The 25,276-nt window shown below is 60.9% G+C and carries 26 protein-coding genes; 15 read left to right on the forward strand and 11 right to left on the reverse strand.

Annotated features, from left to right (window positions below):
• The first annotated feature begins 58 nt into the window (after positions 1 to 58).
• From gyrB to AADW23_RS03000, 5 genes are all read left to right on the forward strand, one after another.
• Positions 59 to 2,476 (forward strand): DNA topoisomerase (ATP-hydrolyzing) subunit B, encoded by a 2,418-nt coding sequence (gyrB, locus tag AADW23_RS02980; RefSeq protein WP_341863040.1) that lies wholly within the window; start codon positions 59 to 61, stop codon positions 2,474 to 2,476.
• Between the two features lie 778 nt (positions 2,477 to 3,254).
• On the forward strand, positions 3,255 to 3,689 hold the full coding sequence (locus tag AADW23_RS02985) for a hypothetical protein (protein WP_341863041.1): 435 nt from the start codon (positions 3,255 to 3,257) through the stop codon (positions 3,687 to 3,689).
• 162 nt (positions 3,690 to 3,851) lie between these two features.
• Positions 3,852 to 4,262: a curli-like amyloid fiber formation chaperone CsgH gene (gene csgH / locus AADW23_RS02990; RefSeq protein WP_341863042.1), complete on the forward strand. Its 411-nt coding sequence runs from the start codon at positions 3,852 to 3,854 to the stop codon at positions 4,260 to 4,262.
• Between the two features lie 81 nt (positions 4,263 to 4,343).
• Entirely contained in the window at positions 4,344 to 4,709 is a 366-nt protein-coding gene (locus tag AADW23_RS02995; protein ID WP_341863043.1) for a hypothetical protein, read from the forward strand.
• A gap of 229 nt (positions 4,710 to 4,938) precedes the next feature.
• Positions 4,939 to 6,117, forward strand: coding sequence for an MFS transporter (locus AADW23_RS03000; protein ID WP_341863044.1), 1,179 nt, complete (start codon positions 4,939 to 4,941; stop codon positions 6,115 to 6,117).
• A gap of 75 nt (positions 6,118 to 6,192) precedes the next feature.
• Here AADW23_RS03000 and AADW23_RS03005 read toward each other — a convergent pair whose 3' ends face one another.
• Entirely contained in the window at positions 6,193 to 7,092 is a 900-nt protein-coding gene (locus AADW23_RS03005) for a rhodanese-related sulfurtransferase (RefSeq protein ID WP_341863045.1), read from the reverse strand.
• A gap of 79 nt (positions 7,093 to 7,171) precedes the next feature.
• Between AADW23_RS03005 and pncA the strand changes: the two genes are divergently transcribed.
• Complete coding sequence (gene pncA / locus AADW23_RS03010; protein WP_341863046.1) at positions 7,172 to 7,774, forward strand: bifunctional nicotinamidase/pyrazinamidase; 603 nt, start codon at positions 7,172 to 7,174, stop codon at positions 7,772 to 7,774.
• Here the strand turns inward: pncA and AADW23_RS03015 are convergent.
• Positions 7,771 to 8,214, reverse strand: a complete 444-nt coding sequence (locus AADW23_RS03015) for an Rrf2 family transcriptional regulator (protein ID WP_341863047.1) — start codon at positions 8,212 to 8,214, stop codon at positions 7,771 to 7,773. The two genes, pncA and AADW23_RS03015, sit on opposite strands and share 4 nt — an antisense overlap.
• 81 nt (positions 8,215 to 8,295) lie before the next feature.
• Between AADW23_RS03015 and AADW23_RS03020 the strand changes: the two genes are divergently transcribed.
• The 5 genes from AADW23_RS03020 to AADW23_RS03040 all read left to right on the forward strand — a co-directional run bounded on the left by AADW23_RS03020 (position 8,296) and on the right by AADW23_RS03040 (position 11,270).
• Positions 8,296 to 8,451: a hypothetical protein gene (locus AADW23_RS03020; protein WP_341863048.1), complete on the forward strand. Its 156-nt coding sequence runs from the start codon at positions 8,296 to 8,298 to the stop codon at positions 8,449 to 8,451.
• Positions 8,448 to 8,867, forward strand: coding sequence for a group III truncated hemoglobin (locus tag AADW23_RS03025; RefSeq protein WP_341863049.1), 420 nt, complete (start codon positions 8,448 to 8,450; stop codon positions 8,865 to 8,867). Before AADW23_RS03020 ends, AADW23_RS03025 begins: the two co-directional genes overlap by 4 nt.
• 66 nt (positions 8,868 to 8,933) lie before the next feature.
• Positions 8,934 to 10,043, forward strand: a complete 1,110-nt coding sequence (locus AADW23_RS03030) for a serine/threonine protein kinase (protein WP_341863050.1) — start codon at positions 8,934 to 8,936, stop codon at positions 10,041 to 10,043.
• Positions 10,044 to 10,051: 8 nt separating this feature from the next.
• A complete protein-coding gene (locus tag AADW23_RS03035) occupies positions 10,052 to 10,624 on the forward strand; it encodes a DUF2585 family protein (protein ID WP_341863051.1) in 573 nt (190 codons plus the stop codon).
• 121 nt (positions 10,625 to 10,745) lie between these two features.
• Complete coding sequence (locus AADW23_RS03040; protein ID WP_341863052.1) at positions 10,746 to 11,270, forward strand: YetF domain-containing protein; 525 nt, start codon at positions 10,746 to 10,748, stop codon at positions 11,268 to 11,270.
• Here the strand turns inward: AADW23_RS03040 and AADW23_RS03045 are convergent, their stop codons facing one another.
• Together AADW23_RS03045 and AADW23_RS03050 are read right to left on the reverse strand one after the other, a co-directional pair.
• Entirely contained in the window at positions 11,271 to 12,269 is a 999-nt protein-coding gene (locus tag AADW23_RS03045; protein ID WP_341863053.1) for a mechanosensitive ion channel family protein, read from the reverse strand.
• Between the two features lie 59 nt (positions 12,270 to 12,328).
• On the reverse strand, positions 12,329 to 13,450 hold the full coding sequence (locus tag AADW23_RS03050) for a class I SAM-dependent RNA methyltransferase (RefSeq protein WP_341863054.1): 1,122 nt from the start codon (positions 13,448 to 13,450) through the stop codon (positions 12,329 to 12,331).
• A gap of 232 nt (positions 13,451 to 13,682) precedes the next feature.
• On the opposite strand from AADW23_RS03050, the gene AADW23_RS03055 reads away from it, so the two are divergent.
• From AADW23_RS03055 to AADW23_RS03065, 3 genes are all read left to right on the forward strand, one after another.
• Positions 13,683 to 14,402 carry an NAD(P)H-dependent oxidoreductase gene (locus AADW23_RS03055; RefSeq protein WP_341863055.1) on the forward strand — a complete coding sequence of 240 codons (720 nt, stop codon included), beginning with the start codon at positions 13,683 to 13,685 and terminating at the stop codon, positions 14,400 to 14,402.
• 61 nt (positions 14,403 to 14,463) lie between these two features.
• Complete coding sequence (gene pncB, locus AADW23_RS03060) at positions 14,464 to 15,756, forward strand: nicotinate phosphoribosyltransferase (RefSeq protein ID WP_341863056.1); 1,293 nt, start codon at positions 14,464 to 14,466, stop codon at positions 15,754 to 15,756.
• 27 nt (positions 15,757 to 15,783) lie between these two features.
• The gene (locus AADW23_RS03065) at positions 15,784 to 17,469 is read left to right on the forward strand and encodes an AIPR family protein (RefSeq protein ID WP_341863057.1); all 1,686 of its coding nucleotides are present in this window, start codon (positions 15,784 to 15,786) and stop codon (positions 17,467 to 17,469) included.
• A gap of 7 nt (positions 17,470 to 17,476) precedes the next feature.
• Here AADW23_RS03065 and arfB read toward each other — a convergent pair whose 3' ends face one another.
• The 7 genes from arfB to dapA all read right to left on the reverse strand — a co-directional run bounded on the left by arfB (position 17,477) and on the right by dapA (position 23,067).
• Complete coding sequence (arfB, locus tag AADW23_RS03070) at positions 17,477 to 17,896, reverse strand: alternative ribosome rescue aminoacyl-tRNA hydrolase ArfB (RefSeq protein ID WP_341863058.1); 420 nt, start codon at positions 17,894 to 17,896, stop codon at positions 17,477 to 17,479.
• Positions 17,897 to 18,195: 299 nt separating this feature from the next.
• On the reverse strand, positions 18,196 to 18,813 hold the full coding sequence (locus AADW23_RS03075) for a queuosine precursor transporter (RefSeq protein WP_341863059.1): 618 nt from the start codon (positions 18,811 to 18,813) through the stop codon (positions 18,196 to 18,198).
• Between the two features lie 84 nt (positions 18,814 to 18,897).
• Positions 18,898 to 20,085, reverse strand: a complete 1,188-nt coding sequence (locus tag AADW23_RS03080; protein WP_341863060.1) for an amino acid aminotransferase — start codon at positions 20,083 to 20,085, stop codon at positions 18,898 to 18,900.
• The gene (locus AADW23_RS03085; protein WP_341863061.1) at positions 20,082 to 20,639 is read right to left on the reverse strand and encodes a GNAT family N-acetyltransferase; all 558 of its coding nucleotides are present in this window, start codon (positions 20,637 to 20,639) and stop codon (positions 20,082 to 20,084) included. Before AADW23_RS03085 ends, AADW23_RS03080 begins: the two co-directional genes overlap by 4 nt.
• Complete coding sequence (gene sseA / locus AADW23_RS03090) at positions 20,636 to 21,499, reverse strand: 3-mercaptopyruvate sulfurtransferase (protein ID WP_341863062.1); 864 nt, start codon at positions 21,497 to 21,499, stop codon at positions 20,636 to 20,638. The genes AADW23_RS03085 and sseA overlap by 4 nt, the downstream gene beginning before the upstream one ends.
• 159 nt (positions 21,500 to 21,658) lie before the next feature.
• Positions 21,659 to 22,135 (reverse strand): SsrA-binding protein SmpB, encoded by a 477-nt coding sequence (gene smpB / locus AADW23_RS03095; RefSeq protein ID WP_341863063.1) that lies wholly within the window; start codon positions 22,133 to 22,135, stop codon positions 21,659 to 21,661.
• A gap of 59 nt (positions 22,136 to 22,194) precedes the next feature.
• Complete coding sequence (gene dapA, locus AADW23_RS03100) at positions 22,195 to 23,067, reverse strand: 4-hydroxy-tetrahydrodipicolinate synthase (RefSeq protein WP_341864266.1); 873 nt, start codon at positions 23,065 to 23,067, stop codon at positions 22,195 to 22,197.
• Between the two features lie 150 nt (positions 23,068 to 23,217).
• Between dapA and AADW23_RS03105 the strand changes: the two genes are divergently transcribed.
• Positions 23,218 to 25,161: a lytic transglycosylase domain-containing protein gene (locus AADW23_RS03105; protein ID WP_341864267.1), complete on the forward strand. Its 1,944-nt coding sequence runs from the start codon at positions 23,218 to 23,220 to the stop codon at positions 25,159 to 25,161.
• Positions 25,162 to 25,276: the final 115 nt, after the last annotated feature.

The raw sequence follows: 25,276 nt of genomic DNA on the forward strand, positions 1-25,276 counted from the left end.
CGTGACAATGCTGCCCCAAATGCGTATATCTTGGGCAACAGAACGGGATAAAAAAGACATGAGCGATACACCCGCGAACGGCGAAGACTATGGCGCCGATTCTATTAAGGTTCTCAAAGGCTTGGAGGCTGTTCGCAAGCGCCCCGGCATGTATATCGGCGATACCGACGATGGCTCGGGCCTGCATCACATGGTCTATGAGGTCGTGGACAACGGCATCGACGAAGCGCTGGCGGGCCATGCGGACGCCGTAACCGTCACAATCCACGCCGACAGCAGCGTTTCCGTGCACGACAACGGGCGCGGCATTCCGGTGGGCATCCACGAGGAAGAAGGCGTGTCCGCGGCTGAGGTCATCATGACCCAACTGCACGCGGGCGGTAAGTTCGACAGCAACTCCTACAAGGTCTCGGGCGGTCTGCACGGCGTGGGCGTATCGGTTGTGAACGCGCTGTCCGATTGGCTGGAACTGCGTATCTGGCGCGATGGCAAAGAACATATCGCCCGGTTTGAGCGCGGCGATACCGCCAAGCATCTGGAGGTAGTCGGCGACGCCGGTGGCAAGACCGGCACCGAAGTGCGCTTCATGGCCTCCACTGACACCTTCTCCAATCTTGATTACGTCTTCACCACGCTGGAGAACCGTTTGCGGGAACTGGCGTTCCTGAACTCGGGCGTGCGCATCATCCTGCGTGATGAACGCCCTGCCGAGGCACTGGAAAGCGAACTGTTTTATGAAGGCGGCGTGCGCGAATTCGTCCGCTACCTCGACCGCTCCAAAACCACGGCCATGGAAGAGCCGATCTTCATCACCGGTGAGAAGGACGACATCGGCGTTGAAGTCGCCATGTGGTGGAACGACAGCTACCACGAGAACGTGCTGCCGTTTACCAACAACATCCCTCAACGCGACGGCGGCACGCACCTGGCCGGCTTCCGGGGCGCGTTGACGCGGACCATCAACCTCTATGCCCAGTCCAGCGGCATCGCCAAGCGCGAGAAGGTGAACTTTACCGGCGATGATGCCCGCGAAGGTCTGACCTGCGTGTTGTCGGTGAAAGTGCCGGACCCGAAGTTCAGCTCTCAGACAAAGGACAAGCTGGTCTCGTCCGAAGTGCGCCCCGCCGTCGAAGGCTTGGTAAACGAGAAATTGCAGGAATGGTTCGAGGAGCACCCGAACGAGGCCAAGCAGATCGTCGGCAAGATCATCGAGGCCGCTCTGGCCCGCGAGGCCGCCCGCAAGGCGCGTGAACTGACCCGGCGCAAGACGGCGATGGATATCGCTTCACTGCCCGGAAAGCTGGCCGATTGCCAAGAGAAAGACCCCTCCAAGTCTGAAATCTTCCTGGTGGAGGGTGACTCCGCAGGCGGTTCCGCCAAACAGGGACGCTCGCGCCACAATCAGGCGATCCTGCCTCTGAAGGGTAAAATCCTTAACGTCGAACGGGCCCGCTTTGACCGGATGTTGGGCAGCCAGGAAATCGGCACGCTGATTACGGCACTGGGCACCGGCATTGGCCGCGATGAGTTCAACATCGACAAACTGCGCTACCACAAGGTCGTCATCATGACCGACGCCGACGTGGATGGCGCCCACATCCGCACACTTCTGCTGACCTTCTTCTTCCGCCAGATGCCGGAGCTGATCGAAGGCGGCTATCTCTATATCGCGCAACCGCCGCTCTATAAGGTCAGCCGTGGCAAGTCCGAAGTCTACCTGAAGGACGAACCCGCCTTCGAAGATTATCTGGTTGCCCAAGGCATCGAAGGCGCAACCCTGCGCCTGCCCTCGGGCGAAGAAATCGCCGGGCAAGACCTTGCCCGCGTCGTCACCGGGGCGCGTAACTTCAAACGTATCCTCGATGCCTTCCCCACTCACTACCCGCGCCACATCGTGGAACAAGCCGCACTTGCAGGCGCATTTGATGCCGGCAAAGCGGACGCCGACCTGCAAGGCGTGGCCGACACCGTGGCCAAGCGGCTGGATCTGGTGGCGGTAGAATATGAACGCGGCTGGAACGGACGCATCACCCAGGATCACGGCATCCGCCTGTCCCGCGTCTTGCGCGGGGTCGAGGAAATCCGCACCCTCGATGGGGCCGTCTTGCGCTCGGGCGAGGCCCGCAAATTGTCCGAGGTCTCCCAAGACAGCCGCACGATCTACCAGGATCCGGCGACGCTTTCCCGCAAGGATCGCGAACAGCTGATCCACGGCCCGACCGAGCTTCTGAACGCGATCCTTGAAGAAGGGGCTCGGGGCCAGCAAATGCAGCGCTACAAAGGCTTGGGCGAAATGAACCCCGACCAGCTCTGGGAAACCACCCTGGACCCGGACGCGCGCACGCTCTTGCAGGTCAAAGTCTCCGATCTGGCCGACGCCGACGATATCTTCACCAAACTCATGGGCGATGTGGTCGAGCCGCGTCGGGAATTCATCCAGAACAACGCCCTCAGCGTCGAAAACCTGGACTTCTAATCACCCACCGCCTCGGCCCGTGCCACCCGCATGGGCCAAAGCCCCCTCTCCGCGCCCGCCGATGTTCCCCATCAACCCGCGCCGCCCCCCCCAAATCCGCGCGACCTCTCTCGCACTCCGAAACCGAGCCCCCGGCCGCCCCTTCATCTTGGCCCATACACCTCCGGGGGGAACGGGACCTTTTCCCTCTGGGAAAAGTCTCGTGGGGGGCTGGCCCCCCTCTACCCTCTCCGCCGCCCCCTTTCTCCATAAGGCGCGCCCACGTCAGGCAGCTTCAAACCCCTCAACCAGATGATTCTCCCGCTCCTTCCAGTTCAGGAAATCCGGGATGAATCCTTTCCCGGCCTCCCCCCTCTCTGCCCGATTGATTCGAATCACAGCGCCAAGGGTAAGGGCAGCCTTACCTTAAGCAGATCTTTCGCCGAATCCCGTTTCTCGGCCCCTCTCGGAAAACTGCGGGGAAACCTTACCTGCCGCTCTGACACCCGATAACACGGCCTCTACGGGGCTTTGTCAGACTGCTATCGCATCGTTTTCCGACGTAGCGTCACTCTTGGCTATCACGCATTAAAACTCCTGTAAATCAACACGTTACATCAATGACATCCGATAACATCGCCCTGTTATGACCTTTCTTCTCTTGGAAATTGTCTGACAGCGGCGGAATGGGCCAAAAGTTGGTCATCGGCTCACAGGGCATTACCCAAATACGAGCTGCACAACACGAACCTGAAACACACACCTAAACCAAAACTTTATATTTATAGGAATTCACACAATGAAACTCGCAATCATCAAAACCGCTGCCGCTTCCATCGCTCTGATCGCTACCGTTGGCGCCGCCTCCGCTTGTAACCTCGCAACGGCCACTCAGTTTGGCTGGGACAACCAGGCTGGCGTTCAGCAGTTCGGTAACTGCAACAACACTGCCATCGGCCAGAACGGCTGGAACAACACTGCCGCCGGCATCTCCAACGGTGACTTCAACACAGTGGTTATTGGCCAGGACGGCGCATTCAACACTGGCGTCGTTGGCCAGAACGGTTCCTTCAACGCTGGTGCCGTCCAGCAGGCCGGTGCTTTCAACTACGGTGAAGTTGTCCAGAACGGCGCTTTCCAGACTGGCGCAGTGATCCAGTCCGGCGTTGGTAACACCGGTGTTCTGAACCAGAACGGCGTCGGCAACACGGCCCTGATCATCCAGGCCAACTAAGCCGCAAATATCCGGGCTGCCCCTTCAGCCCGGACCCCTCCGGGGGCGGGATTCCCTTTCTCCCCCTCGCCCCGCTCCCGGAGTAACCTACCTCCAAGACCTTTTTACCCAGACCCGATTTTCATTCACCCACTCGACCCCATTCATTCAAAGGACAGGCCAATGACCAAGTTTTCCAAAATTCACACGGCCCCCAAAGTTGCTGCAACTGTCGCCGCGATCTCCACGGCCGTCCTGGGCTGCACCGCGATCTCTGCTGAAACCGCAGATGTAACCCGCGAAGCCCACGCCCAATCCGTAGCCCCCGTGGCCTGCGCCCTTTCCATCGGCACCAACAACGGTCTGCTTCAGCTAGAGCCGGTGATCCAGGCGACCGAGGCGACCTCCGGCATCTACCAATTGCGCGTCGAAGGCCCCGGCACCCGGATGAACCAAGGCGGGCCCTTCTCGCTTCGTGCCGGTCAGACCCTGGAGCTGGGTCGCATGATGACCAGCGGCTCCGCCGCCAGCCTCGATGCTGAAATGACCCTTACGATCGACGGCCGCACCTATAGCTGCCCGACCTCTCTCTAAGACCTTTCAAGACCAAGACCTTTTCAAAGACCTCTTTTATCCGACCCTTTTTCAAAACCCATTTATCCAAGGAACACTGCCATGTTTAAGAAAACCTTTACCGCCGCCGCCCTCGTTCTTGCCACTGCCGCCACCGCTGTTCCGGTTGCCGCTCAACAGATCAGCTTCGGCATCACCGCTGGTAACCAGCAGGAACGTGACGCCATCGCCGGAGCCCTCGTGCTGTACCAGATCGCCAACGGTGGTGACCCGGTCGAGGTTCTGACCCAAGCAGCCCAGGGCGGCTCGGTTGGCGTCATCCACCAGGAAGGCAACGGCCATAACGGCTCCCTCGCCCAAGGTGGCGGCGGCAATGCCGGCGGCGTCTTCCAGTTCGGTGAAAACACCGACGCCCACCTGGCCCAGAACGGCAACGACGGTGACCTCGTCTTCGTATTCGGCTGGTAGTCCCTGAAACCAGCCTCTCCTGATCGGCCAGTCCGCTGGCCGAGATCCCGGACACTCAACCCTTCCCTAGCCCCCGTTTCCCCTGACGGGTTGGGTGTCCGGCACTTCTCTCCTTTCGTCTCCTAGTCCCGACACGAACATATCACTCAGGCGTGTCCCAAACTCCCTCGGCTCCGGCCGGGGGCTTTTTCGTGTTGGCCTCCTCCCTCCCCCGTGCGAGGTCTCTGCCATGGCCCCCACATCCACCCGCCGCTTCGTCCCGTTTTTGCTGTTGTTGTTCACCGGAACCCTCAGCAATTCCGCCGTGGTGCCGTTCATGGGGTTCTTCCTGATTGATGGGCTGGGGCAGCCGAACTGGATGCTCAGCGTCTATTCCTTCCTCGCCATCGTGTTGACCGTCACCGCAAACCGCGCCTTCGGTCGCCGCATCGACGCGGGCGTCGCGGTATTTCCGCTGATCGGCTTTGCCGCCTCGGGCTATGCGCTGGCGTCGCTGTCGATGGCTGTGTCCCCGACGCTTCCCGTGATGCTGACCGTCGGCGTGATCGGCTACGGGTGCAGTGCCTCTGCGATCTCCACCATGTTCAGCCTCGGCGGCCACATGGCCGAGCGTCACGGCGTCGAACGCAGCCGCTTCAACGCCATCATGCGTGCGACTACTTCAACCGCCTGGATGATCGGCCCCGCCCTCAGCTTTCTGGCCGCCGGACACTTCGGCAATGAGGTGGTGTTCAAAGGCGCCGCCGTCCTGGGCTTGGCTTGGCTGGCCATGTGGTACGTCACCCTACCCCGAGACGTTCAGGCCAAAGCGCCCGCGCCAGCCGCTGACGCGCCGCACCCGGTGCCGCAAGACACCGGCCTCTGGCTGGCGGCGGGCTTCATCTTCGCCATGTCCGTGGCCCACGGCCTAACCTTCACCGCCCTGCCGCTGTTCTTCGTGACCGAGGTCGGCCTGCCCGACTTCGCCCCCGGCTTCGCCTTCACCGTCAAAACATTTGTGGAGGTCTTTGCGATCTTCTCCACGCCCTTCCTCATGGCCCGCTTCGGCCTGCGTGGCCCGCTTCTCGTGACAAGCTGCATCGCCATCGGCGCAATCCTTCTGCTGTCTACCGTCACAACCCTTCCGCAAATGATGCTCGGCTCGGCCCTCGAAGGGCTCTACTATGGCCTCTTCGCCAGCCTCGGGATCAGCTACGTGCAAAGCTTCGCCCAGGATCGCCCCGCCCAAGCCACGGCCATCTACTGGAACACGCTGATGATCTCCGGGCTCCTCTCCGGCCCCGCCGTGGGCCTCATCGCCCAAGCCACCAGCTTCCAAACCGTAATCCAGATCTCGTCCATCGGCGCAGCACTCGCTGCCCTCGTTCTCACGGCAGGCATCCTCCACGCCCGTCGCGGGGCGCGCTGACCCGCCCTTTCACCTTTTTACAAATATCGAATCCCACCGCCGCCCCGACTGCTGCCCTCCCCACCGGAGCGCAGTTTATCCGCGGAAATGGACCTCACCCCGGGCCTTCGCCAGCGCAATCTGCTTTTGCCGCTCCCGGAACCGCTCCCGGTCCGCATCGGTGTGGACATCAATGCACCGAGGGCACGAGACCCCCTCCTCGAAGGCTAAATCCGCCTTCTCCTCGCAGCTGATCGGATGACGGCACGCGCGGCACAGCTCGTAGGGCATCTCTTCCAACCCATGGCCTACGGCCACACGCTCATCGAAAACGAAACACCCGCCCTGCCAAAGGCTCTCTTCCTCCGGCACCTCTTCCAGATACTTCAGGATGCCGCCCTTCAGATGGAACACATCCTCTACGCCCTGCTCTTTCAGATAGGCGGTGGATTTCTCGCAGCGGATGCCGCCGGTGCAGAACATCGCGATGCGCTGGTTGGCGAAACGATCCTTGTTGGCCTCCCACCAGGCGGGGAAATCTCGGAAGGTCTCGGTCTCCGGGTCCACGGCCCCCTCGAACGTGCCGATCTCCACCTCATAGGCGTTGCGCGTGTCGATCACCGCCACGTCGGGCGCCTGGATCAGGGCGTTCCACTCCGCCGCATCAACGTGCGTTCCCACGCTGGCCGGGTCCAGCCCCGGCGCGCCCATGGACACGATCTCTTTCTTCAGGCGCACTTTCAGGCGACCGAACGGCGGCTCTGACGCAAAGCTCTCTTTCCACTCCAACCCAGCACATCCCGGCAAGGCCCGCACATGGGCCAGAACCGTATCAATTCCCTCTCGCGTGCCGGCGATGGTGCCGTTGATCCCTTCCGGGGCCAGCAACAGGGAACCGGTCACGCCGGCCCCTTGCGCCACATCCTGCAACGGCAGGCGCAAGGCGTCGGGATCATCGAACCGGGTGAAATGATATAGCGCGGCAATGGTAAACATGGGCGATCAGATACGCCGTTGCGTGCGCCGCCTCAAGTCGTAGGGTGGCCTTTTACCCCTGACCCTGCGGAGCGCCCCAATGCAGCCAGCCCACCACGCCCTTCTTGTCATTGATGTTCAGAATGATTTCTGCCCCGGCGGCGCATTGGCTGTATCCGGTGGCGACACCATCGTGCCCGGTATCAACGCACTGATGGCCGAGTTTGCTTCGGTCATCCTGACCCAGGATTGGCACCCGGCGGGCCATTCCTCTTTCGCTTCCTCCCATGACGCAGAGCCGATGAGCCTGATGCAGATGCCCTATGGCCCGCAGGTGCTCTGGCCCGACCATTGCATCCAGGGCTCCATTGGGGCGCAATTCCACGCCGACCTTGCAACGGACCGCGCTGACCTGATGATCCGCAAAGGCTTCAACCCCGCAATCGACAGCTATTCCGCGTTCTTTGAAAATGACCATACGACGCCCACGGGCCTAGAAGGTTACCTGCGCACGCGGGGCATCACCGATCTGACGCTGGTGGGCCTTGCTACGGATTTCTGCGTGAATTTCTCGGCGGTGGATGCGGCGAAACTGGGGTTTGCCGTGACGGTCCGCGAAGACCTCTGCCGCGCGATTGATTTCGACGGGTCTCTGACGGCGGCCCGTGCGGGCATGGCGGCGGCGGGTGTGGTGCTGTCCTAGACGCCCGCCTCCACGCCCAACAGATCGCGCAAGGCGGCGCGGTTGCGGCTGATGTCGGCCAAAGTGTAGCGGTCCAGCGTGGCGAAGAACGCGGTCATCGCCTCGGCCAACGGCTGCTTCACGCCGCACATGGGCAGCAGACGGCAACTGCATGGGCCGCTTCCGAAACATTCGACCAGCGCCGTATCTTGCGACAGGCAGCGCACAGCCGCGCCCAGGCGGATCTCGGACGGATCGCGCGCCAGGGTCAGACCGCCGTTGCGCCCCCTTTCCGACACCAGGAACCCGCCCCGCACCAAGCGCGAGCACACCTTGGCCAGATGGTGCTCGGACAACTCGAACGTTGCCGCCACCTTCGCGACCGAGACCCTCTCGGGCGCGGCCGCGCTCAGGTGCACCAACACCCGCAATCCATAGTCTGTGAACTTGCCCAACTGCATGGCGTATATTTAACATTTACAATGCGGATTATGCAATGCTATATAATGCGCATTGTAAATGCTAAATAGGGATTCCCTGCGATGGCGATGGTTGATCTGATTCTTTGGCCCGGCACCAAGATTTGCCAGATGCTTGGCATTGATCCTGAAAAGGACATGGGCCTGATCCGGTCGATGTTTAACATGCTGGTCTATGCGACCGTGATTCTCTTCGCGATGTGGGCTTTCATGTGGTGAACACGCTTGCTCGCGTCGACGTGACCGAAGCGCAAATTCGCCTTGTGTTGGATCGCTTCTATGCGCGCGTCCGGGAAAATCCCGACCTGGCGCCAATCTTCCATCATACCGTCGGCACCGACCCCCAGGTGTGGGAGGCGCATATCGCCAAGATCGCCCGGTTCTGGCGCAATGCCCTGCTGCGCGACCCGGTCTATGACGGCAATCCGATGTTGGCCCACGCAGGCGTGGCAGCCATCCAGCCCGAACATTTTGCCATCTGGCTTGGCATTTTCGACGACGTCCTGACCGAGGTTCTGCCCCCCGATGTGGCCGCCCGCTGGTCCCTTGTGGCGCACCGCATCGGGCGTGGCTTGTCCCTGGGGCTGCGCGCCGCGCGCGCCCGCCAAAGCGACATTCCAGACCTTCGCCTCTAGGCCCTCTTGCCCCGGCGCACGTGCCCTCCTAAACCGTCGTAAACCTAGGTTCAGGAGGGGACCCCCATGACCAATACTATCGTTAACAGCTGGAACGAATGGGACCCTCTGCGTCACGTCATCGTGGGCCGCGCCGATGATTGCCACATCCCTCCTGAGGAGCCGGCGCTGGACGCCAAGGTCCCCGAAGACAGCGACATGCGCGGTCAGTGGGGCAAGCGCCCGCAAGAGACGATTGATCGCGCCAACGAGCTTCTGGACAACTTCGCAAAGCAATTGGAAGACCGCGGCATCCGTGTGGACCGTCCCACTTCCATCGACCATTCCAAGCCCGTCACCACGCCGGACTTCCACACCGACAGCCAGTTCGGCTGCATGCCGCCCCGTGACGTGCTGCTGACCGTCGGCTCCGAGATGCTGGAGGCGACGATGTCCTATCGCTGCCGCTGGTTCGAATACCTCAATTATCGCCCCCTGATGCAAAAGTACTTCGACGAGGATCCGAACTTCCGGCACGAGTCCGCGCCCAAGCCGCGCCTGACGGATGCCGATTACCACCCCGATTACCTCTCGGACAAAATCGGCAATGCGCAGCGGCTGAAATGGGCCGAGGAGAAATTCTTCGTCACCACCGAGGAAGAGCCGCTGTTCGACGCCGCCGACGTCCTGCGTTTTGGCCGCGACCTCGTGGTGCAACATGGCTTCACCACCAACCTCAAGGGCATCGAATGGCTGCGCCGCCACTTCCCCGATCACCGCGTGCATACCGTCAACTTCCCCGGTGATCCCTACCCGATCCACATCGACGCCACCTTCACGCCACTGCGCCCCGGCCTGATCCTCAACAACCCGCAGCGCCGCCTGCCCGAGGATCAGCGTGCGATGTACGAGAAGAACGGCTGGGAAATCGTCGATGCCGCCCAGCCCGCCCACAACGCGCCACCGCCGCTGTGCTACTCCTCCACCTGGCTCAGCATGAACGTGCTGGTGCTGGACCCGAAAACCGTCTGCGTCGAGAAGTCCGAGGTCTATCAGGCCGAGCAGATGGACAAACTGGGCATGAACGTGATCCCCGTGGAGTTGCGCGACGCCTACGCCTTTGGCGGCGGGTTGCACTGCTGCACCGCAGACGTCTACCGCGAGGGCGATTGCGAGGATTACTTCCCGGTGCAGTAGGTCCGCCCATGACCCGCCGCGCCCTCTACTTCGCCGCTGCCGCCGGCATTCCACTCATCGCGCTGACCCTGGCTTTCTGGGGTCAGCCGTGGATCTGCACCTGTGGCACCGTGCGGCTCTGGGTCGGGTCGATCTGGGATACCGGCAACTCTCAACACATCGCCGACTGGTACACGCTCAGCCACATCCTGCACGGCGTGTTGATCGCATTGATCGGCCGCGCGCTGTTGCCCCGCGTGCCGTTCAACTGGCTCTTTGCGACAGCCATCGTCACCGGCGTCGGGTGGGAAATCATCGAGCATACCGATTGGGTCCTGGGCCAATTCCGGGCCACCACCGTGAATCAGGGATACGTGGGCGATTCGATCCTGAACGCCGTGGCTGACTACCTGTGGATGCTGGCCGGTTTCTTCGCCGCTTGGTCCCTGCGCGTCTCGGTGACGCTGGCGTTGGTGGCGCTTCTGGAATTGACCGCGGGCCTGATTGGCCGTGACAACCTCACGCTATCCACCCTGCAACTGGTCTATCCGGTCGAGGCGATTTCTGATTGGCAGCAAGAGCTGAACCCGGATACGCCCTGAATTCCTGCGACACGCCCAAAGCGGCCTCTGCATTGACCTCCGATGCTCTGCCAGTGCCGTGACATCGCCGCTCGTGCCCCCTAGGGTCGCGACACCCTCTTAAAGACAGTGAGCGTTTTTCATGTTTTTCGACTCCACGACGCTCGACGTCCTGGCCCGTGCCATCATCCTCTCGATCGTGGGCTTGGCCTGGGTGATCCTTGTTGTCCGCATCATCGGCCTTCGCACATTCTCCAAAATGACCGCCTTTGATTTCGTGGCGACCGTTGCCACCGGCTCCCTTCTGGCAGGCGCGGCTCAGGCGACCGGATGGTCGGGCTTCTGGCAGGCGGTGATTGCGATCGCGGCGTTGCTCGGGACGCAATTCGCAATTGCGAAACTGCGCATCTCCGACGGATCGGCCATCGCCTTTCTGCAGAACGCGCCGGTGATCCTGATGGAGGACGGCATCGTCAACGAAGCCGCCCTCTCTAAGACGCGCGTCACCCGCGACGACCTGTTCGCCAAACTGCGCGAGGCCAACGTGTTGGACGTGACCGAGGTGCGCGCCGTGGTGCTTGAGACGACGGGCGACATCTCCGTGCTGCACGGCGAAAAGCTGAACGATGATCTGCTTTTCGGTGTCACGCGGATTGACGCAAGCTGATCACCCCTCCGCTCGGCCCTCGGATTGCTCCGACGCACCGCCGTTGCCGTTTGACTTCTGCGCCTCCCGGTCCCGCTCTCTCGCTGGGCGCGGGTCATCGCCCGTGGCGGGCCAACCCTCCCGCTGCTTGGCGCGGTCGCCGTCGGTCTCCTCGGTCTGATCGTGGAACAGGTGCACTTGCGTCGGATAGGGCATGTCGATCCCGTCGTCGTCCAGCGCCTTGTAAACGTTTTGCAGCACCCGGCCGTGGGTATGGATCTGCGACGCACGGTCCGAATTCGTCCACCAGCGCAGGCGCACGACGTTGGCAAAATCGCCAAGCTCCACGGGGATGGTCTCGGGGGCAGGGTCGCTCACCACGCCGTCCGTGTTTGCGCAGACCTCTTCCATGATCCGGCGCGCCTTGTCCCAATCGTCATTGCAACCGATGCCGATATCGTACTCCGACCGACGCGTCTCGAAGGCCGTGTTCACGACAACACTGTCGGTATAGATGTCCGAGTTCGGGATCACCACGCGACGTCCGTCGTAGGTCTTGATCATCGTGGCTCGCGTCTCGATCTTCTCCACCGTGCCCTCATGACCGCCCGAGACGATCTGATCACCCACCTCGAAAGGCTGCCGCAGCAGGATCAATACGCCCGCCAGCATGTTCTGAAGGATATCCTTGAACGCGAAACCGATGGCGACCGAGGACACACCAAGCCCCGCAATCAGATCACCCGGCGTGATCGTCGGCGCGACGACGGTCACCGCCAGCATGAAGCCCACAACCACCAGCGCCCAGCGCAACAGCGACCCACCCACTTCGCCAAGGCTTTCGCGATCGCGGCTTTTGGCCGCCCGCCGCACGAGGGTGCCAACACCCTTGGCGACGAACCAGAACACGACCAACAGCACCACGGCGACGGCAATATTCGGCAACAGTCGGAACAACCCGTCAAGCCAGGCATCAATGCGGTCAAAAATCAGACCGGGGTTCGCGTTCACTTCTTCCATCGGGGATCATCCTTCGTCAGCAATCGCTTGTTAACGCATGGATGCCGCAATGGTTCCCGTCAAAGGGCGACCTGCCACAACTGCACTTTGGTGCCGGAATGATCCACCGGCCCGCCGCCTTCCAGCGCCAGCCCCGTGGCTTTGGCTAGCCCGCCGTCGCTTGTCACGATGCCCACGCGCCAGCCGACGAACTTCTCGGCCAATACCGCGCCCAGCGCCCCGTACAGACCGAACAGCAACTTTCGCTCCCCGATCCGCCCCCCATAAGGCGGGTTCACTATAACAATCCCCGGCGCCACGCCCTCGGGCGGCTCCAGATCGCTGATCGCGCCGCGCTCGAATCTCACAACCTCCGCCACGCCCGACCGCTCCCCATTGGCCACCGCCCCCCGGATCGCGCCATCGTTGCGGTCAAACCCAAAGAACGCGGGCGCCAAAGCAGCACCCTCCCGCGATTCCTCGTTCCTCAAATATCCCCGCCGGAGGCTCCTGTCTCCGCCCAGCGCGCTGCCGCCGACCATCTGCTCAAAGGCAAATCCCCGCGACCGTCCCGGCATCAACCCCAGCGCCAGTTCTGCGGCTTCCAACACAAACGTCCCCGACCCGCACATGGGGTCCACGACCGCCTGCGTCCCGTCAAAACCCATCTCCGCCAAAAACCCCGCCGCCATGGTCTCCCGCATCGGAGCCTTGCCGACAAACTCCTTGTGCCCCCGCCGATGCAGCGCCTCTCCCGTGGTATCGAGCGATATGGTGCACAGATCATCGTCGATCCGCACCTTCACGCTGATCTCACCATCCCGGGCCACCGGAATCCCCGCCGCCTCCAACCCGCCCGAGACCCTCTGAACCGCCGCCTTGTTCACGTAGATCTTTGACTTCCGACACACCGCCTCGACGCGCACCGACACGCCCGGCTGCAACCAATCTGTCCACGGCACCTTCTTGGATCTCTTATCAAGCTGCGCCAAATGCATCGCCCGAAACTCGGCCACGCGCAAAAGCACCCGCACCGCGCAGCGCAGTTGCACATTCGCCCGCGCTGCCTCCGCCAACCCGCCGCCGCAAGTCACCCCGCCCGACACCTGCATGACATGGTCATACCCCAAGGCCTGCGCCTCGGTGGCCAAGGCGGCTTCCAACCCGGGGACCGCCACAAGAAAAAGCTCTCTATTCTGCATCCCGCTGATCTACCCCGTATCCGCCCCCTTTACGAGGGGCCACAACACAGCCCTCCCCACGCCGCTCCTTCATCTTGGCAAATACAACTCTCCCCAACCCCGCCCCAAAGCGCCGCCTTCAAGATGCCCCCGCCGCTCAACGCCGGGCACAACAAACTTAGGGGGAACCGTACCCCCACTCACCACGTTGACCTCTATGGCACCCCGCCAAAGCCGCCCCAAAGGACCCCCCATGACCGACACGCCAAGCCTCCGCGCCCTGTTCATCAACACGACCCTCAAACGCACCCCAAGCGAGAGCCATACAAAACTCCTGCTCAACGCCTCCGCCCACATCATGGAATCCCAAGGCGTCACGACCGAACATCTGCACCTGCTCAGCTACCAGGTTCCCCCCGGCATCTACCCGGATATGACCGACCACGGCTGGGACCGCGATGACTGGCCCGCGCTTTGGCAAAAGGTGCTCGCCGCCGACATCCTCGTCATCGGCACGCCTCTTTGGCTGGGCGAGGAATCCTCCGTCTGTCGCATCCTCATCGAGCGTCTCTACGGCATGTCCGGAGAGTTGAACGACAAGGGCCAATCGGTGTTCTACAACAAGGTCGCGGGCTCGGTGATTACCGGCAACGAAGACGGGATCAAACACGCCGCCATGACACTGGGCTATGCCATGAACCACCTGGGCTATACCACCCCGCCCCAAGCCGATTGCGGCTGGATCGGCGAGGCCGGACCCGGCCCCTCATACGGCGACGAAAAAGACGACGGCTCCCGCGTGGGCTTCGACAATGACTTCACCAAGCGCAACACCACCATCATGACCTGGAACCTCATCCACCTCGCGCGAATTCTGAAGTCCGCCGGCGGCTACCCGAATGAGGGCAACGACCGCACCGCCTGGGACGCCGGGGCCCGCTTCGGCTTCGAGAACCCCGAATACCGCAGTTGAGCTTCACCTTGCGCCCCGGCCTCCGGCTTGCTCTAACCAATCCGCAAACGGAGAGAGAGCCATGGTCGATATCGCCACCCGCGTCTGGAATCACAAATGGAAGATCGACCCGATCGTCCGCTCCCTGATTGATACCGACTTCTACAAGCTGCTGATGTGCCAGTCGGTGTTCCGTAACAAGCCCGACACAACCGTCACCTTCTCGCTGATCAACCGCTCCACCCGCATCCCCCTCGCCGACCTCATCGACGAGGGCGAGTTGCGTGAACAACTCGACCACGTCCGCTCCCTTCGCCTGACCCGCGGCGAGTCGACGTGGATGCGCGGCAATACCTTCTACGGCAAACGCTCCATGTTCTCCCCCGATTTCATGGGGTGGTTCGAGAACCTGCAACTCCCCGCCTACCACCTTGAACGCGTCGGCGATCAGTATGAGCTGACGTTTGAGGGCGCCTGGCCCGAGGTCATGCTCTGGGAAATCCCCGCCCTGTCGATCCTGATGGAACTGCGCGGCCGTGCCGTTCTGGACACCATGGGCCGGTTTGAACTCCAGGTCCTCTACGCCCGTGCCATGACCAAGCTCTGGGAAAAGATCGAACGCCTCAAAGGCGACCCCACCCTGCGCATCGCCGACTTCGGCACCCGGCGGCGGCATTCCTTCCTGTGGCAGGATTGGGCCGTTCAGGCCATGCGCGAAGGTCTGGGCGACAGCTTTGCCGGCACGTCCAACTGCCTCATCGCCAAAAACCGGGATCTGGAGGCCATCGGCACCAACGCCCACGAACTCCCCATGGTCTACGCCGCTCTGGCCGAGGGTGACACCGCGCTGGCCAATGCCCCCTATGACGTGCTCTCCGATTGGCATGAGGAGCATTCCGGCAACCTCCGCATCATCCTGCCCGACACCTACGGCACCCCGGGCTTCCTTGAAAACGCGCCGGATTGGCTGGCGGGCTGGACAGGCATCCGCATCGACTCAGGCGATCCGGCGACGGGCGCCGAAAACGCCATCGCTTGGTGGAAGAGCCGAGGTGAGGACCCCCGCGAAAAACTCATCATCTTCTCCGACGGCCTCGACGTCGACAAGATCGAGACGCTCCACAAACAATTCGCCGGCCGCGTCCGCGTGTCCTTCGGCTGGGGCACGCTCCTGACAAACGACTTCCGTGGCCTCGTGGAAGACGACGCCCTCGCCCCGTTCTCGCTGGTCTGCAAAGCTGTGAGCGCCAACGGACGCCCCACCGTGAAACTGAGCGACAACCCCGAGAAGGCCATGGGGCCAGCGGAGGAGATTGAGCGCTATAAGCGGGTGTTCGGGGTTGGCGAGCAGGAAGCGGTTGCCGTAGTTGTTTAAAAAATCGTTTCGAGAATAGGATGCTCAATGTCTGACAATGCTAAACAGATTCTCGGTGAAGTTGTCGAACAGCGCCGCCAAGAAAGTATGCCTGAATTATCCTTGCCGGATTATTTTGAGATATTCTCTGCAGAGCAAATCACCAAGGATTTCTCGCCGACCTTTGAAGAACTGGAATCAGCAGTAGTTGACGGAGAGCACGATGGCGGCATCGACTCTGTATTCACTTTTGTTAATGGTGATATCGTTCATGAGGACTCTGAACTGTCTGCTTACAAAAAAAATGTAGAAATTGATCTCATCATCATCCAAAGTAAATCATCTGGCGGATTTTCGGAAGACCCAATAAACAGAATTAAATCTTCACTTACTGCAATGCTTGAGCTCAATGCAGACTATGAGACGCTCACGCAATACAACGATATTGTAAGAGAAAAGCTAGATATATTTCGAAACACGTACAGGAAGCTGGCCGCTAGGTTTCCCAAGCTCAGCATACGAATGAACTATGCGTCTCTTGGCGCCGATAGCGACATTCACGAAAACCTAACCAAGAAGCGCGACGAATTAATTTCGGCTGTGAAGCTCTTGTTTTCCGAAGCCACAGTCAACTTTTCCTTTTTGGGCGCGAATGAACTATTAGAACTTGCTCGACAACAGCCGAATGAAACTTTCCAACTTGGGTTATCCAAATCTCTCACCAGTGAAAACGGATATGTAGTCCTTTGCGAATTGGCTGATTTCAATTCTTTTCTTCGAAATGGTGGCGATGTTGTTCGGCATGACCTATTTGAGTCAAATGTTCGAGACTATCAAGGCACCACAGAGGTTAATACCGACATCAGCGAAACTCTAAAGGAAAGTGGCGGTATTGACTTTTGGTGGCTCAACAATGGCGTAACAATCCTTGGAAGCCAAGCTACACTTACTGGAAATAGCGTAACCATTCAAAATCCGCAAATTGTCAACGGACTTCAAACTAGTTCACAAATATCAGCGTTCTTCGATGGCCACGGTGTAGACAACGGTCGATTATTGATGGTTAAGATTGTGTCATCTGAGGATGAAGCCGTTAGAGATCAAATCATCAAGGCCACAAATAGTCAAAATGCGGTTCCTAGGGCATCGCTGCGAGCAACCGACAAAATACAGCGAGATATTGAGCATGTTCTGAAGATGGGCGGCTATTATTACGACAGAAGAAAGAACTATTACAAGAATCAAGGGCGTCCGGCGTCTCGCATCATCAGCATTCCGTTGCTCTCTCAGGCGATGATGACACTACTTAGGCAGGAGCCAAACAACGCACGTGCTAGACCGTCTTCGCTTATAAAAGAAGATTCCGTATACAACTCTTTGTTTTCAGAGGATTATCCAATCGACGCCTACCTTGTTGCCGCAGATGTGACAAGGCGAATTGAGACCGCATTGAAACTGAGATCCGAGCTCGCTGCGAGGGATCGCAATAACCTTCGCTTCTATTGTCTTCTCTGGGTAGCGAGCTGGGCAGCCAAATCGGCCAGCATAAGCGCATCTCAAATCGCTTCACTTAAAGGCAAAGTGACTGAAGCAGATATTGAACTCGGCATCGACAGCGTTGCTGAGCTCTTTTCTGCGGCTGGTGGCACTGATCAATTGGCGAAAGGTTCGGAATTTAAAAGTACTTTGATTGAAACGCTCGAGGCAAATATCAAGAGCCATTTTATCGGTTAGGCGCCCTTCACTCCTCACCAACCCCACCCCGCAACGCCTTAATCTCCCCCCGCCGCTTCTTCGCGTCCACGCGCTTGCGCTTTTGGTTCAACGACACTCGCGTCTTCACCCGGCGTTTTGGCGCGACGAGGGCTTTGCGGATCAGCTCGGCCAGACGCTCACGGGCCACCTCTCGGTTACGGGCCTGAGAACGCTCCTCTGCCACGAACAGCACCAATGCGCCCTCTTTCGTCCAGCGCCTGCCCGCCAGCCGTTGCAGCCGCCGTTTCACGGCATCCGTCAGTGCCGGGGATCGCGCCGCCTCGAACCGGAGCTCGACGGCAGAGCTCACCTTGTTCACATTCTGCCCGCCCGGCCCGCTGGCCCGTACGAAGCTTTCGGTGATCTCCCAATCTTCGATGGTGATGTCGTCCGTGATCCGCAGCATCGGCCTCATCTTCGTATGTACGGGGTGTGTACGCCCCGGTGTACAGGGTGTGACCCGATGGATCACGCACTAAAAAGGGCTGCCCAAGGTGAGCAGCCCTTTCGAGAAATCAGGAGGTGGGCGCGGTAGAGAGCTACGGCTCACCTGGGTTGGGCGTTGGCCCTAGGATTGCCTAACGGCAGACCCCCCAAGTTGTCCCGACACCATTCTCCAATAATCCTCTAGACACTGGATCACCTCCTTCCGATTTGTTTCAACTATCCACAGGTTGGCACACATCTGGTGGATGTCAAAACTTTTTACGCAGGATGTGCGATAATTTTCCGTGTGATGAGTCGAAAAGGCAGCAAAGCGATTAAAGCGAGGGCAAGTTTGACACCCCAATCTGCGATCGCGAGAGAGGCCCAGAGCGGGGCTTCAGGGCCCACGCCAAGGATCGGAAGCGCCTCATTTGCCCAAGCCACGTCACCGGGAAGAAGCGGGGAAAGGGCGGCGGAAAAGGCGATGAAGAAGAACAGCGCCGTGTCGATGCTGGACCCGATAAGGCTAGAGATTACAGGGGCTTGCCACCAAGCGCCGCCGCGCAGACGGTCAAAGATCGCCACGTCGAGAAGCTGAGCCGTCAGGAAGGCGATGCCAGAGCCGAGCGCAATGCGAAGGGTCACAAGCGGGCCGAATTCGCCCATGATCTGCGTCCCGATCAGAGAGCAGACGACACCCACGACGAACCCCACGAAAACCACCTTGCGAGCGGTAGGGGCGCCGTAAACGCGGTTCATCACATCGGTGACAAGAAAGGCGAGAGGATAGGTAAATGCGCCCCAGGTCAGCCATTGGCCGAACAGGAATTGCACAAGGATGTTGGAAGCCACCACGATGGCCGCCATGGCAAGAATGCCGGGCAGAAGCTTGGTCATAATTTCATTTCCGTTTTGACAAGGTAGTCGGAGACTTGGCCCGTTCTGGACAGGCGCGCTGGCTACGCTGCTACGGGCTTTGCGTCAAGCCAGCACGTGCGCCACGGCACGGGCCACCTTCGGAATAGTCTCCGTCGTCAACCCGGCCACGTTCATGCGCCCATCGCCCACAACATAGATGCCGTGATCCTTGCGCAAGGCCTCAACCTGATCCGGCGTGGCCCCGATGAGAGAGAACATACCCCGCTGATTTCCGAGGAAATCAAACCGGTTCGATCCCGTTTCATCCCGCAAGGCCTTGGCCAGAACAGCCCGGTTGAGGTTCATCGTTTCGCGCATCAGCATCAGCTCATCCGCCCACATTTCCCGTAGCTCTGGATCATCCAGAATGACCTGAACCACCCGTGCGCCATGATCCGGCGGGAAGGCGTAGGATTGCCGGTTGAGGTGCGCCATGATCCCGGCGGCCGCCTCTTTCGGGGCGGGGCCTGTGGTCACCGCCATGCAAAGCCCCACACGCTCACGGTAGAGGCCGAAGTTCTTGGAGCAACTGGCCGCGATCAGCACCTCGGGCAGACGGGCGGCAAGGTGGCGGGTGCCAAAGGCATCCTCCTCCAACCCCTCCGCAAAGCCGAGGTAGGCGATGTCGATAAAGGGGATAGCGCCGGTTTTCTCCAGCATATCGCCAACCGCTCGCCAATCATCAGGCGACAGGTCAGCGCCCGTAGGGTTGTGGCAGCAGCCGTGCAGCAGCACCAGGTCGCCCGCCTTTGCTTGCGCCAGATCGGCCAGCATCCCCCCACGATCCAGCCCACCCGTGGCCGCATCATAGTAACGGTAATTTCGCGCGGTCTGCCCCAAGTGGCCAATGATCGCGTTGTGGTTCACCCATGTGGGCGAAGGCACCCAGATCACCGCATCGGGCGCAATCCGACGGGTCATCTCCAACACCTGCCGCACGGCTCCGGTACCGCCCGGGGTGGCACAGGTGGCCAACCGGTCCGCTGGCACCGTGTCGCTCAGAATAAGGTTGCCCAGGGCTCTGGCAAAGGCCGGATCTCCGGCAAGACCAATGTAAGCCTTCGTCCGCTGCCGCGCGGCGATCAACACCTCGGCCTGGCGTACGGCATCCATCACCGGGGTGATCCCCTGAGGGTCCCGGTACACGCCCACGCCAAGGTCCACCTTGTCGGGCCTTGTGTCAGCCGCGAACATCGCCATGAGGCGCAGGATCTTGTCGGCCTCCGGAGCAGTCAGATTCTCAAACATCATTCGACCCGATCAAAGGTCAAGACACGCTCGCGCTCTTCTCGGCGGACCGGCTCGAACCCCATCTTTTGATACAGACGCAGAGCCGCCGGATGGTCCAACGTACAGGTGTTGACTGTCATCTTCTCAACGCCCTCCCTCGCCCACCCCGTGGCAATCGCGGTTTGCACCAGCAAGGGCCCAAGGCCGTCGCCAACAGCCTGCGGCACCAGTCCGAAATACGCGAGGTCACATTCCCCCGGCTCCCGCCAATCAAGCATGAAGAACCCGTGCGGCCAGCCATTCTTGATGGCAGTCCAGATCACGACGTCGGGGCTGCGCACAAAGGCTTGCAACGCCTCTGGGTCTTGCTCGGCTTGCTCAAACCGGTCCTGCCACTCGTACTCGCGCCCCACCGCATCATAGAGCGACAGGAAGTACCAGACCGGCGGATCAATCGCCCGCTCCAGCCGAATATCGCCGGGCAGTTGCGCGGGGCCGTAGGTCGGCCGCTCGGGCATTTCCAGATAGGTGATAGTGAACGGAACGGTCGTCCCCGCCGGGATCATGCGGCTCATCCGGTTTCAACCTTCAGCTGCTCAAACTGGCCCCACTCAGCCCAGGATCCGTCATAAAGCGACACATCCTCTTGCCCCAAACGCATCAGCCCCAGCATCAAGATCGCCGCCGTCACCCCCGACCCGCAGGTGGTGATGATCCGCTTATCGACATCCACGCCGCCGGCCTCAAACGCCGCACGCAGGGCCGCGCCCTCTTTCATCGTGCCATCGGCGTTGAACAACGTCGCATAATGCACGTTCTTAGAGTTCGGAATCCGCCCCGCCCGCAAACCGGGACGCGCCTCAGGCTCCTCACCTCGGAACCGCGCCGGCGCACGCGCGTCCACAATCTGCCAATCCCCCAACTTGCTGGCCGAAGCGACCTGCGTGACATCCTTCACCAAATGCGCCTGCCGCTGCACCGTCATATGACGATCCCGCGCGATCGGCGCCATATCCTCCAGCTCTCGGCCCTCGGCAATCCACTTGGGCAAGCCGCCATCCAGAACCGCAATGTCCGACTTCCCCATCAGGCGGAAGTTCCACCAAACCCGTGCCGCCGAAAACAGTCCCATCCCGTCGTAGACCACAACCTGATGCCCATCCCCAATGCCCATCGCCCGCATCCGCGACATGAACTTCTCCACCGGCGCCAGCATATGCGGCAAGTCTGATCTCGCGTCGGAAATCTCATCAATGTCGAAGAACCGGGCGCCGGGAATGTGTCCCGCTTCATATTCCGCTCGGGCATCGCGCCCCATGTCGGCAAGGTAATACGAGGCGTCGATGATCCGCAGATCGGGATCATTCAAATGCGCCGCCAGCCACTCGGTCGAGACCAGCGTCTTCGGGTCGTCGCCATTAATCACTCCGGCCATGTCGCGCACTCCTAATTCATAGACTCCAAGTGTCCTACGCCGCTCCAAAAAGCCACGCAAGCCTTGGGGGCGCACCGCTCCCCTTCATCTTGGCAAATACAACTCAATCCCTCGCCCGAGGCCCGCACCGCCCTCTCGGCAGACCACGCCCGGCCAGCGTTACCCGTTGTGCTTCAACAACCGTGCCTTCTGGCGATCCCAATCGCGCTTGGCCGAAGTTTCGCGCTTGTCCTGCGCCTTTTTACCCTTGGCGATGCCGAGCTTCAGCTTCACCAAACCCTTGTGATTGAAATACATCACGATCGGCACCAGCGTCATGCCGTCCCGTTGGGTGGCATTCCACATCTTGGACAGCTCTTTTTTCGAGGCCAGCAACTTGCGGCGTCGCTTCTCCTCGTGACCAAAGGTCTTCGCTTGCACGTAGGGCGCGATATATGAGTTCACCAACCACAACTCGCCCTCCTTCACCTCGGCATAGCTCTCGGCGATGTTGGACTGGCCCTGGCGCAGGCTCTTGACCTCAGACCCCTCAAGGATGATCCCGACCTCAAGATCGCTGTCGATTGCATAATCGTAGCGGGCACGCCGGTTCTCGGCGATCACTTTGTAATTCGGGTTCTCGGGTTTCTTGGCCATGGGGCGGGATATAGGCGTTCCCGCGCCCCGTTGCTAGGCCCGTCGCTACGGTCGTGGGCTTAGTTAATCAGCCCTGCGTGGCGCAACGCAGCCTCAATCGCGGCCTTGGTGCTGTCTTCCACACCCACCAACGGCAAGCGCACCTCGTCCGAGCATAGCCCCAGCACCGACATGGCGTATTTCACGCCGCACACGCCGGGTTCTGCAAAAATCGCCTCGTGCAAGGGCATCAGACGGTCCTGATACTGCAAGGCCGTGGCGAAATCGCCCGTGCGCATGGCGGCTTGGAACTCGGCGCAGAGCTTCGGGGCCACGTTGGCCGTAACACTGATGCAGCCAACGCCGCCGTGGGCGTTGAAGCCCAGGGCGCTGGCATCCTCGGCGGACATCTGGATGAAGTCCGTGCCGCAGCTCGCCCGCTGCTTGGACACCCGCGCCAAATCGGCGGTGGCGTCTTTCACACCCACGATCATCGGCAGCTTGGCCAATTCACCCATCGTCTCAGGCGTCATGTCGATGACGGAGCGCGGCGGGATGTTGTAGATGAAGATCGGGATGCCGACTTCAGCCAAGGCAGCGTAATGGGCGACCAGACCGCGTTGCGTTGGCTTGTTGTAATAGGGCGTCACCACCAGCGTCGCATCGGCCCCGACAGCCTTGGCGTGTTCCACATGGCGCATCGCTTCGGCGGTGTTGTTGGACCCGGCACCGGCAATCACGGGCACACGGCCACCGGCGGCCTTCACCACCGTCTCGATCACCTGCTCGTGCTCTTCATGGGTCAGGGTGGGGCTTTCGCCGGTCGTGCCCACAGGCACCAACCCGTTGGACCCCTCGGCAATGTGCCAGTCCACCAGACGTTTCAACGCGTCAAAGTCCACAGCACCATTTGTCATCGGAGTGACCAGAGCGGGCATCGAGCCATAGAACATCATTCGCGTCCTTACATAGGGGTTTGAGTGGCAATTTCTCGCTCCAATACAAGCCACGCGCCCGATTGCCAAGTTCGTGAGTTGCGTCTTTGTGCAACTCCCCTATCTTGGTGCTCTGGGGACAACTAAAGTAGGAGACGCCGCGTGACCATGCGACGCCTGATTTCGAGCCTTGTCCTGTGTTCTTTCGCGAGCACGACCGCCCCCCTCGCCCAATCCGCCCCAGAGGCGCTTTCAACAGCTCTCGCGGCTTACAGCGCCGGTGATCTCGCCGCAGGGTCCGAGGCCGCCCACAGGCTGACCGACCCCGTGGCGCTGGATATTCTGGCCTGGACGCGCCTGCGCCGCGGGCAAGGCAGTTTCGAGGAATATATCTCGTTCCTGGACCGAAACCCCGATTGGCCCGGCTTGCCCTATCTTCGCCGTCAGGGAGAACCCTCTATTCCCGTGGGCAGCGAAGCCGCCGCCGTGCTGGATTATTTCGCCGATGTCTTGCCCCAAACGGGCGCTGGCGCGTTGGCCTTGGCGCAGGCCCTGGCCGACACCAACAACCCGGTGGTGGCCGAGGCTGTGGTGGTCAACGCCTGGACCTCTCTCGTGATGACGGGCACCAACGCGCAGGCTCTGAACGGCGCTTTCGGCGATTGGCTGACCGAAGAACACCACATTGCGCGGCTCGACAACCTGCTGTGGGAAAATTCCGAGACCCGCGCCCGTGCGATGTTTGGCCTTGTCCCCGAAGAGTACATTCCCTTGGCCGAGGCGCGTCTGGCCCTGCGCGAACAGGCCCCCGGCGTGAACGCCCTGATCGACGCGATACCTGCCGCCCTTCAAGGGGACCCGGGCCTTGCCTATGAGCGCTTTATCTGGCGCATGCGCGAAGGCTACTGGGACACCGCCGGAGAGCTGATGGCCGAACGCTCTACCTCTGCGGCCAGCTTGGGACGCCCCGCGGAGTGGGGCCGCCGTCGCGCCGATCTGGCCCGTGACGTGATGCGAGAAGGCGATCACGAGACTTGTTACACCTATGCCGCCAACCACCATATTGATCCCGATGAAGATTATATCCGCTACGCCGATCTGGAATGGATAGCGGGGTATTGCGCGCTGCAACTGGACCGGGCTGAAATTGCCGCGATGCATTTTCAACAGTTCCGCGAGGTTGTGTTCTCTCCGATCTCGGTCGGGCGGGCAGGCTATTGGCTGGGGCGTGCCCATGAAGCCGCAGGCAATGGCGAAGCCGCCGCTGCGGGCTATGCCCTTGGGGCCGAGTATCAATCCAGCTTCTACGGCCAGTTGGCGCAGGAACGTGGCGGGCTTCCCGTGGACCCCGAGTTCCTTGGCACGCGCGATTACGGCGATTGGCGGAACTCCAGCTTTGCCGACCTCGATGTTTTCCACGCCGCGATGCTCTTGCATGAGGCCGGGGAAGTGAACCTGGCTGAACGCTTCTTCACCCACATCACCGAGCGGCTGGACGAGACCGAGGCCGGGATGATGGGCAGCTTGATGCTGGAACTGGGAGAGCCGCACTACGCGCTTCTGGTCGCCAAACGGGCCGCGCAATCGGGCCACGAAATTTTCCCTGCTTACTACCCCCTTGCGGATCTGGAGGATGTCTCACTGCCGATCCCGCGTGCCTTCGCCTTGGCCATTGCCCGGCGCGAAAGCGAGTTTGACCCCGTTGTCGTTTCGGGTGCCGGGGCAATTGGGCTGATGCAGGTCATGCCCGGCACGGGACGCGATTCGGCCGGTGATCTGGGCATCGACTTCTCGGAAAACCGCCTGCGCAACGACCCCGCTTACAATGTGCTGCTGGGGTCAAACTATATCGCCGGGTTGTTAGAGGCCTATGACGGGAACCCCGTTCTGGTGTCGATCGGGTACAACGCGGGCCCCGGTCGGGTGCGGCAATGGGTAGAGCGGTTTGGCGACCCAAGGGAGGCCGACGATATCCTCGACTGGATCGAAGACGTCCCGTTCACCGAAACCCGGAACTACATCATGCGCGTGATTGAGAGCCTGCCGATTTATGAGGCGCAACTCACCGGGGAGCTTCCAACCCTGGGGATGAGCGAGCGGCTTCTGCAATAAGACGTGCCCACGCTTGGGCAGTGAGGCGAAGAAGTGATCAAGGGGATGCCGTTGGGTGTCCCCTTTTTTTGTTTTCGGCGGTCCTTGTCCGAATCCCCCACGTTGGGCCGAACGG

Source organism: Gymnodinialimonas sp. 57CJ19 (assembly GCF_038396845.1).
GTDB lineage: Bacteria > Pseudomonadota > Alphaproteobacteria > Rhodobacterales > Rhodobacteraceae > Gymnodinialimonas.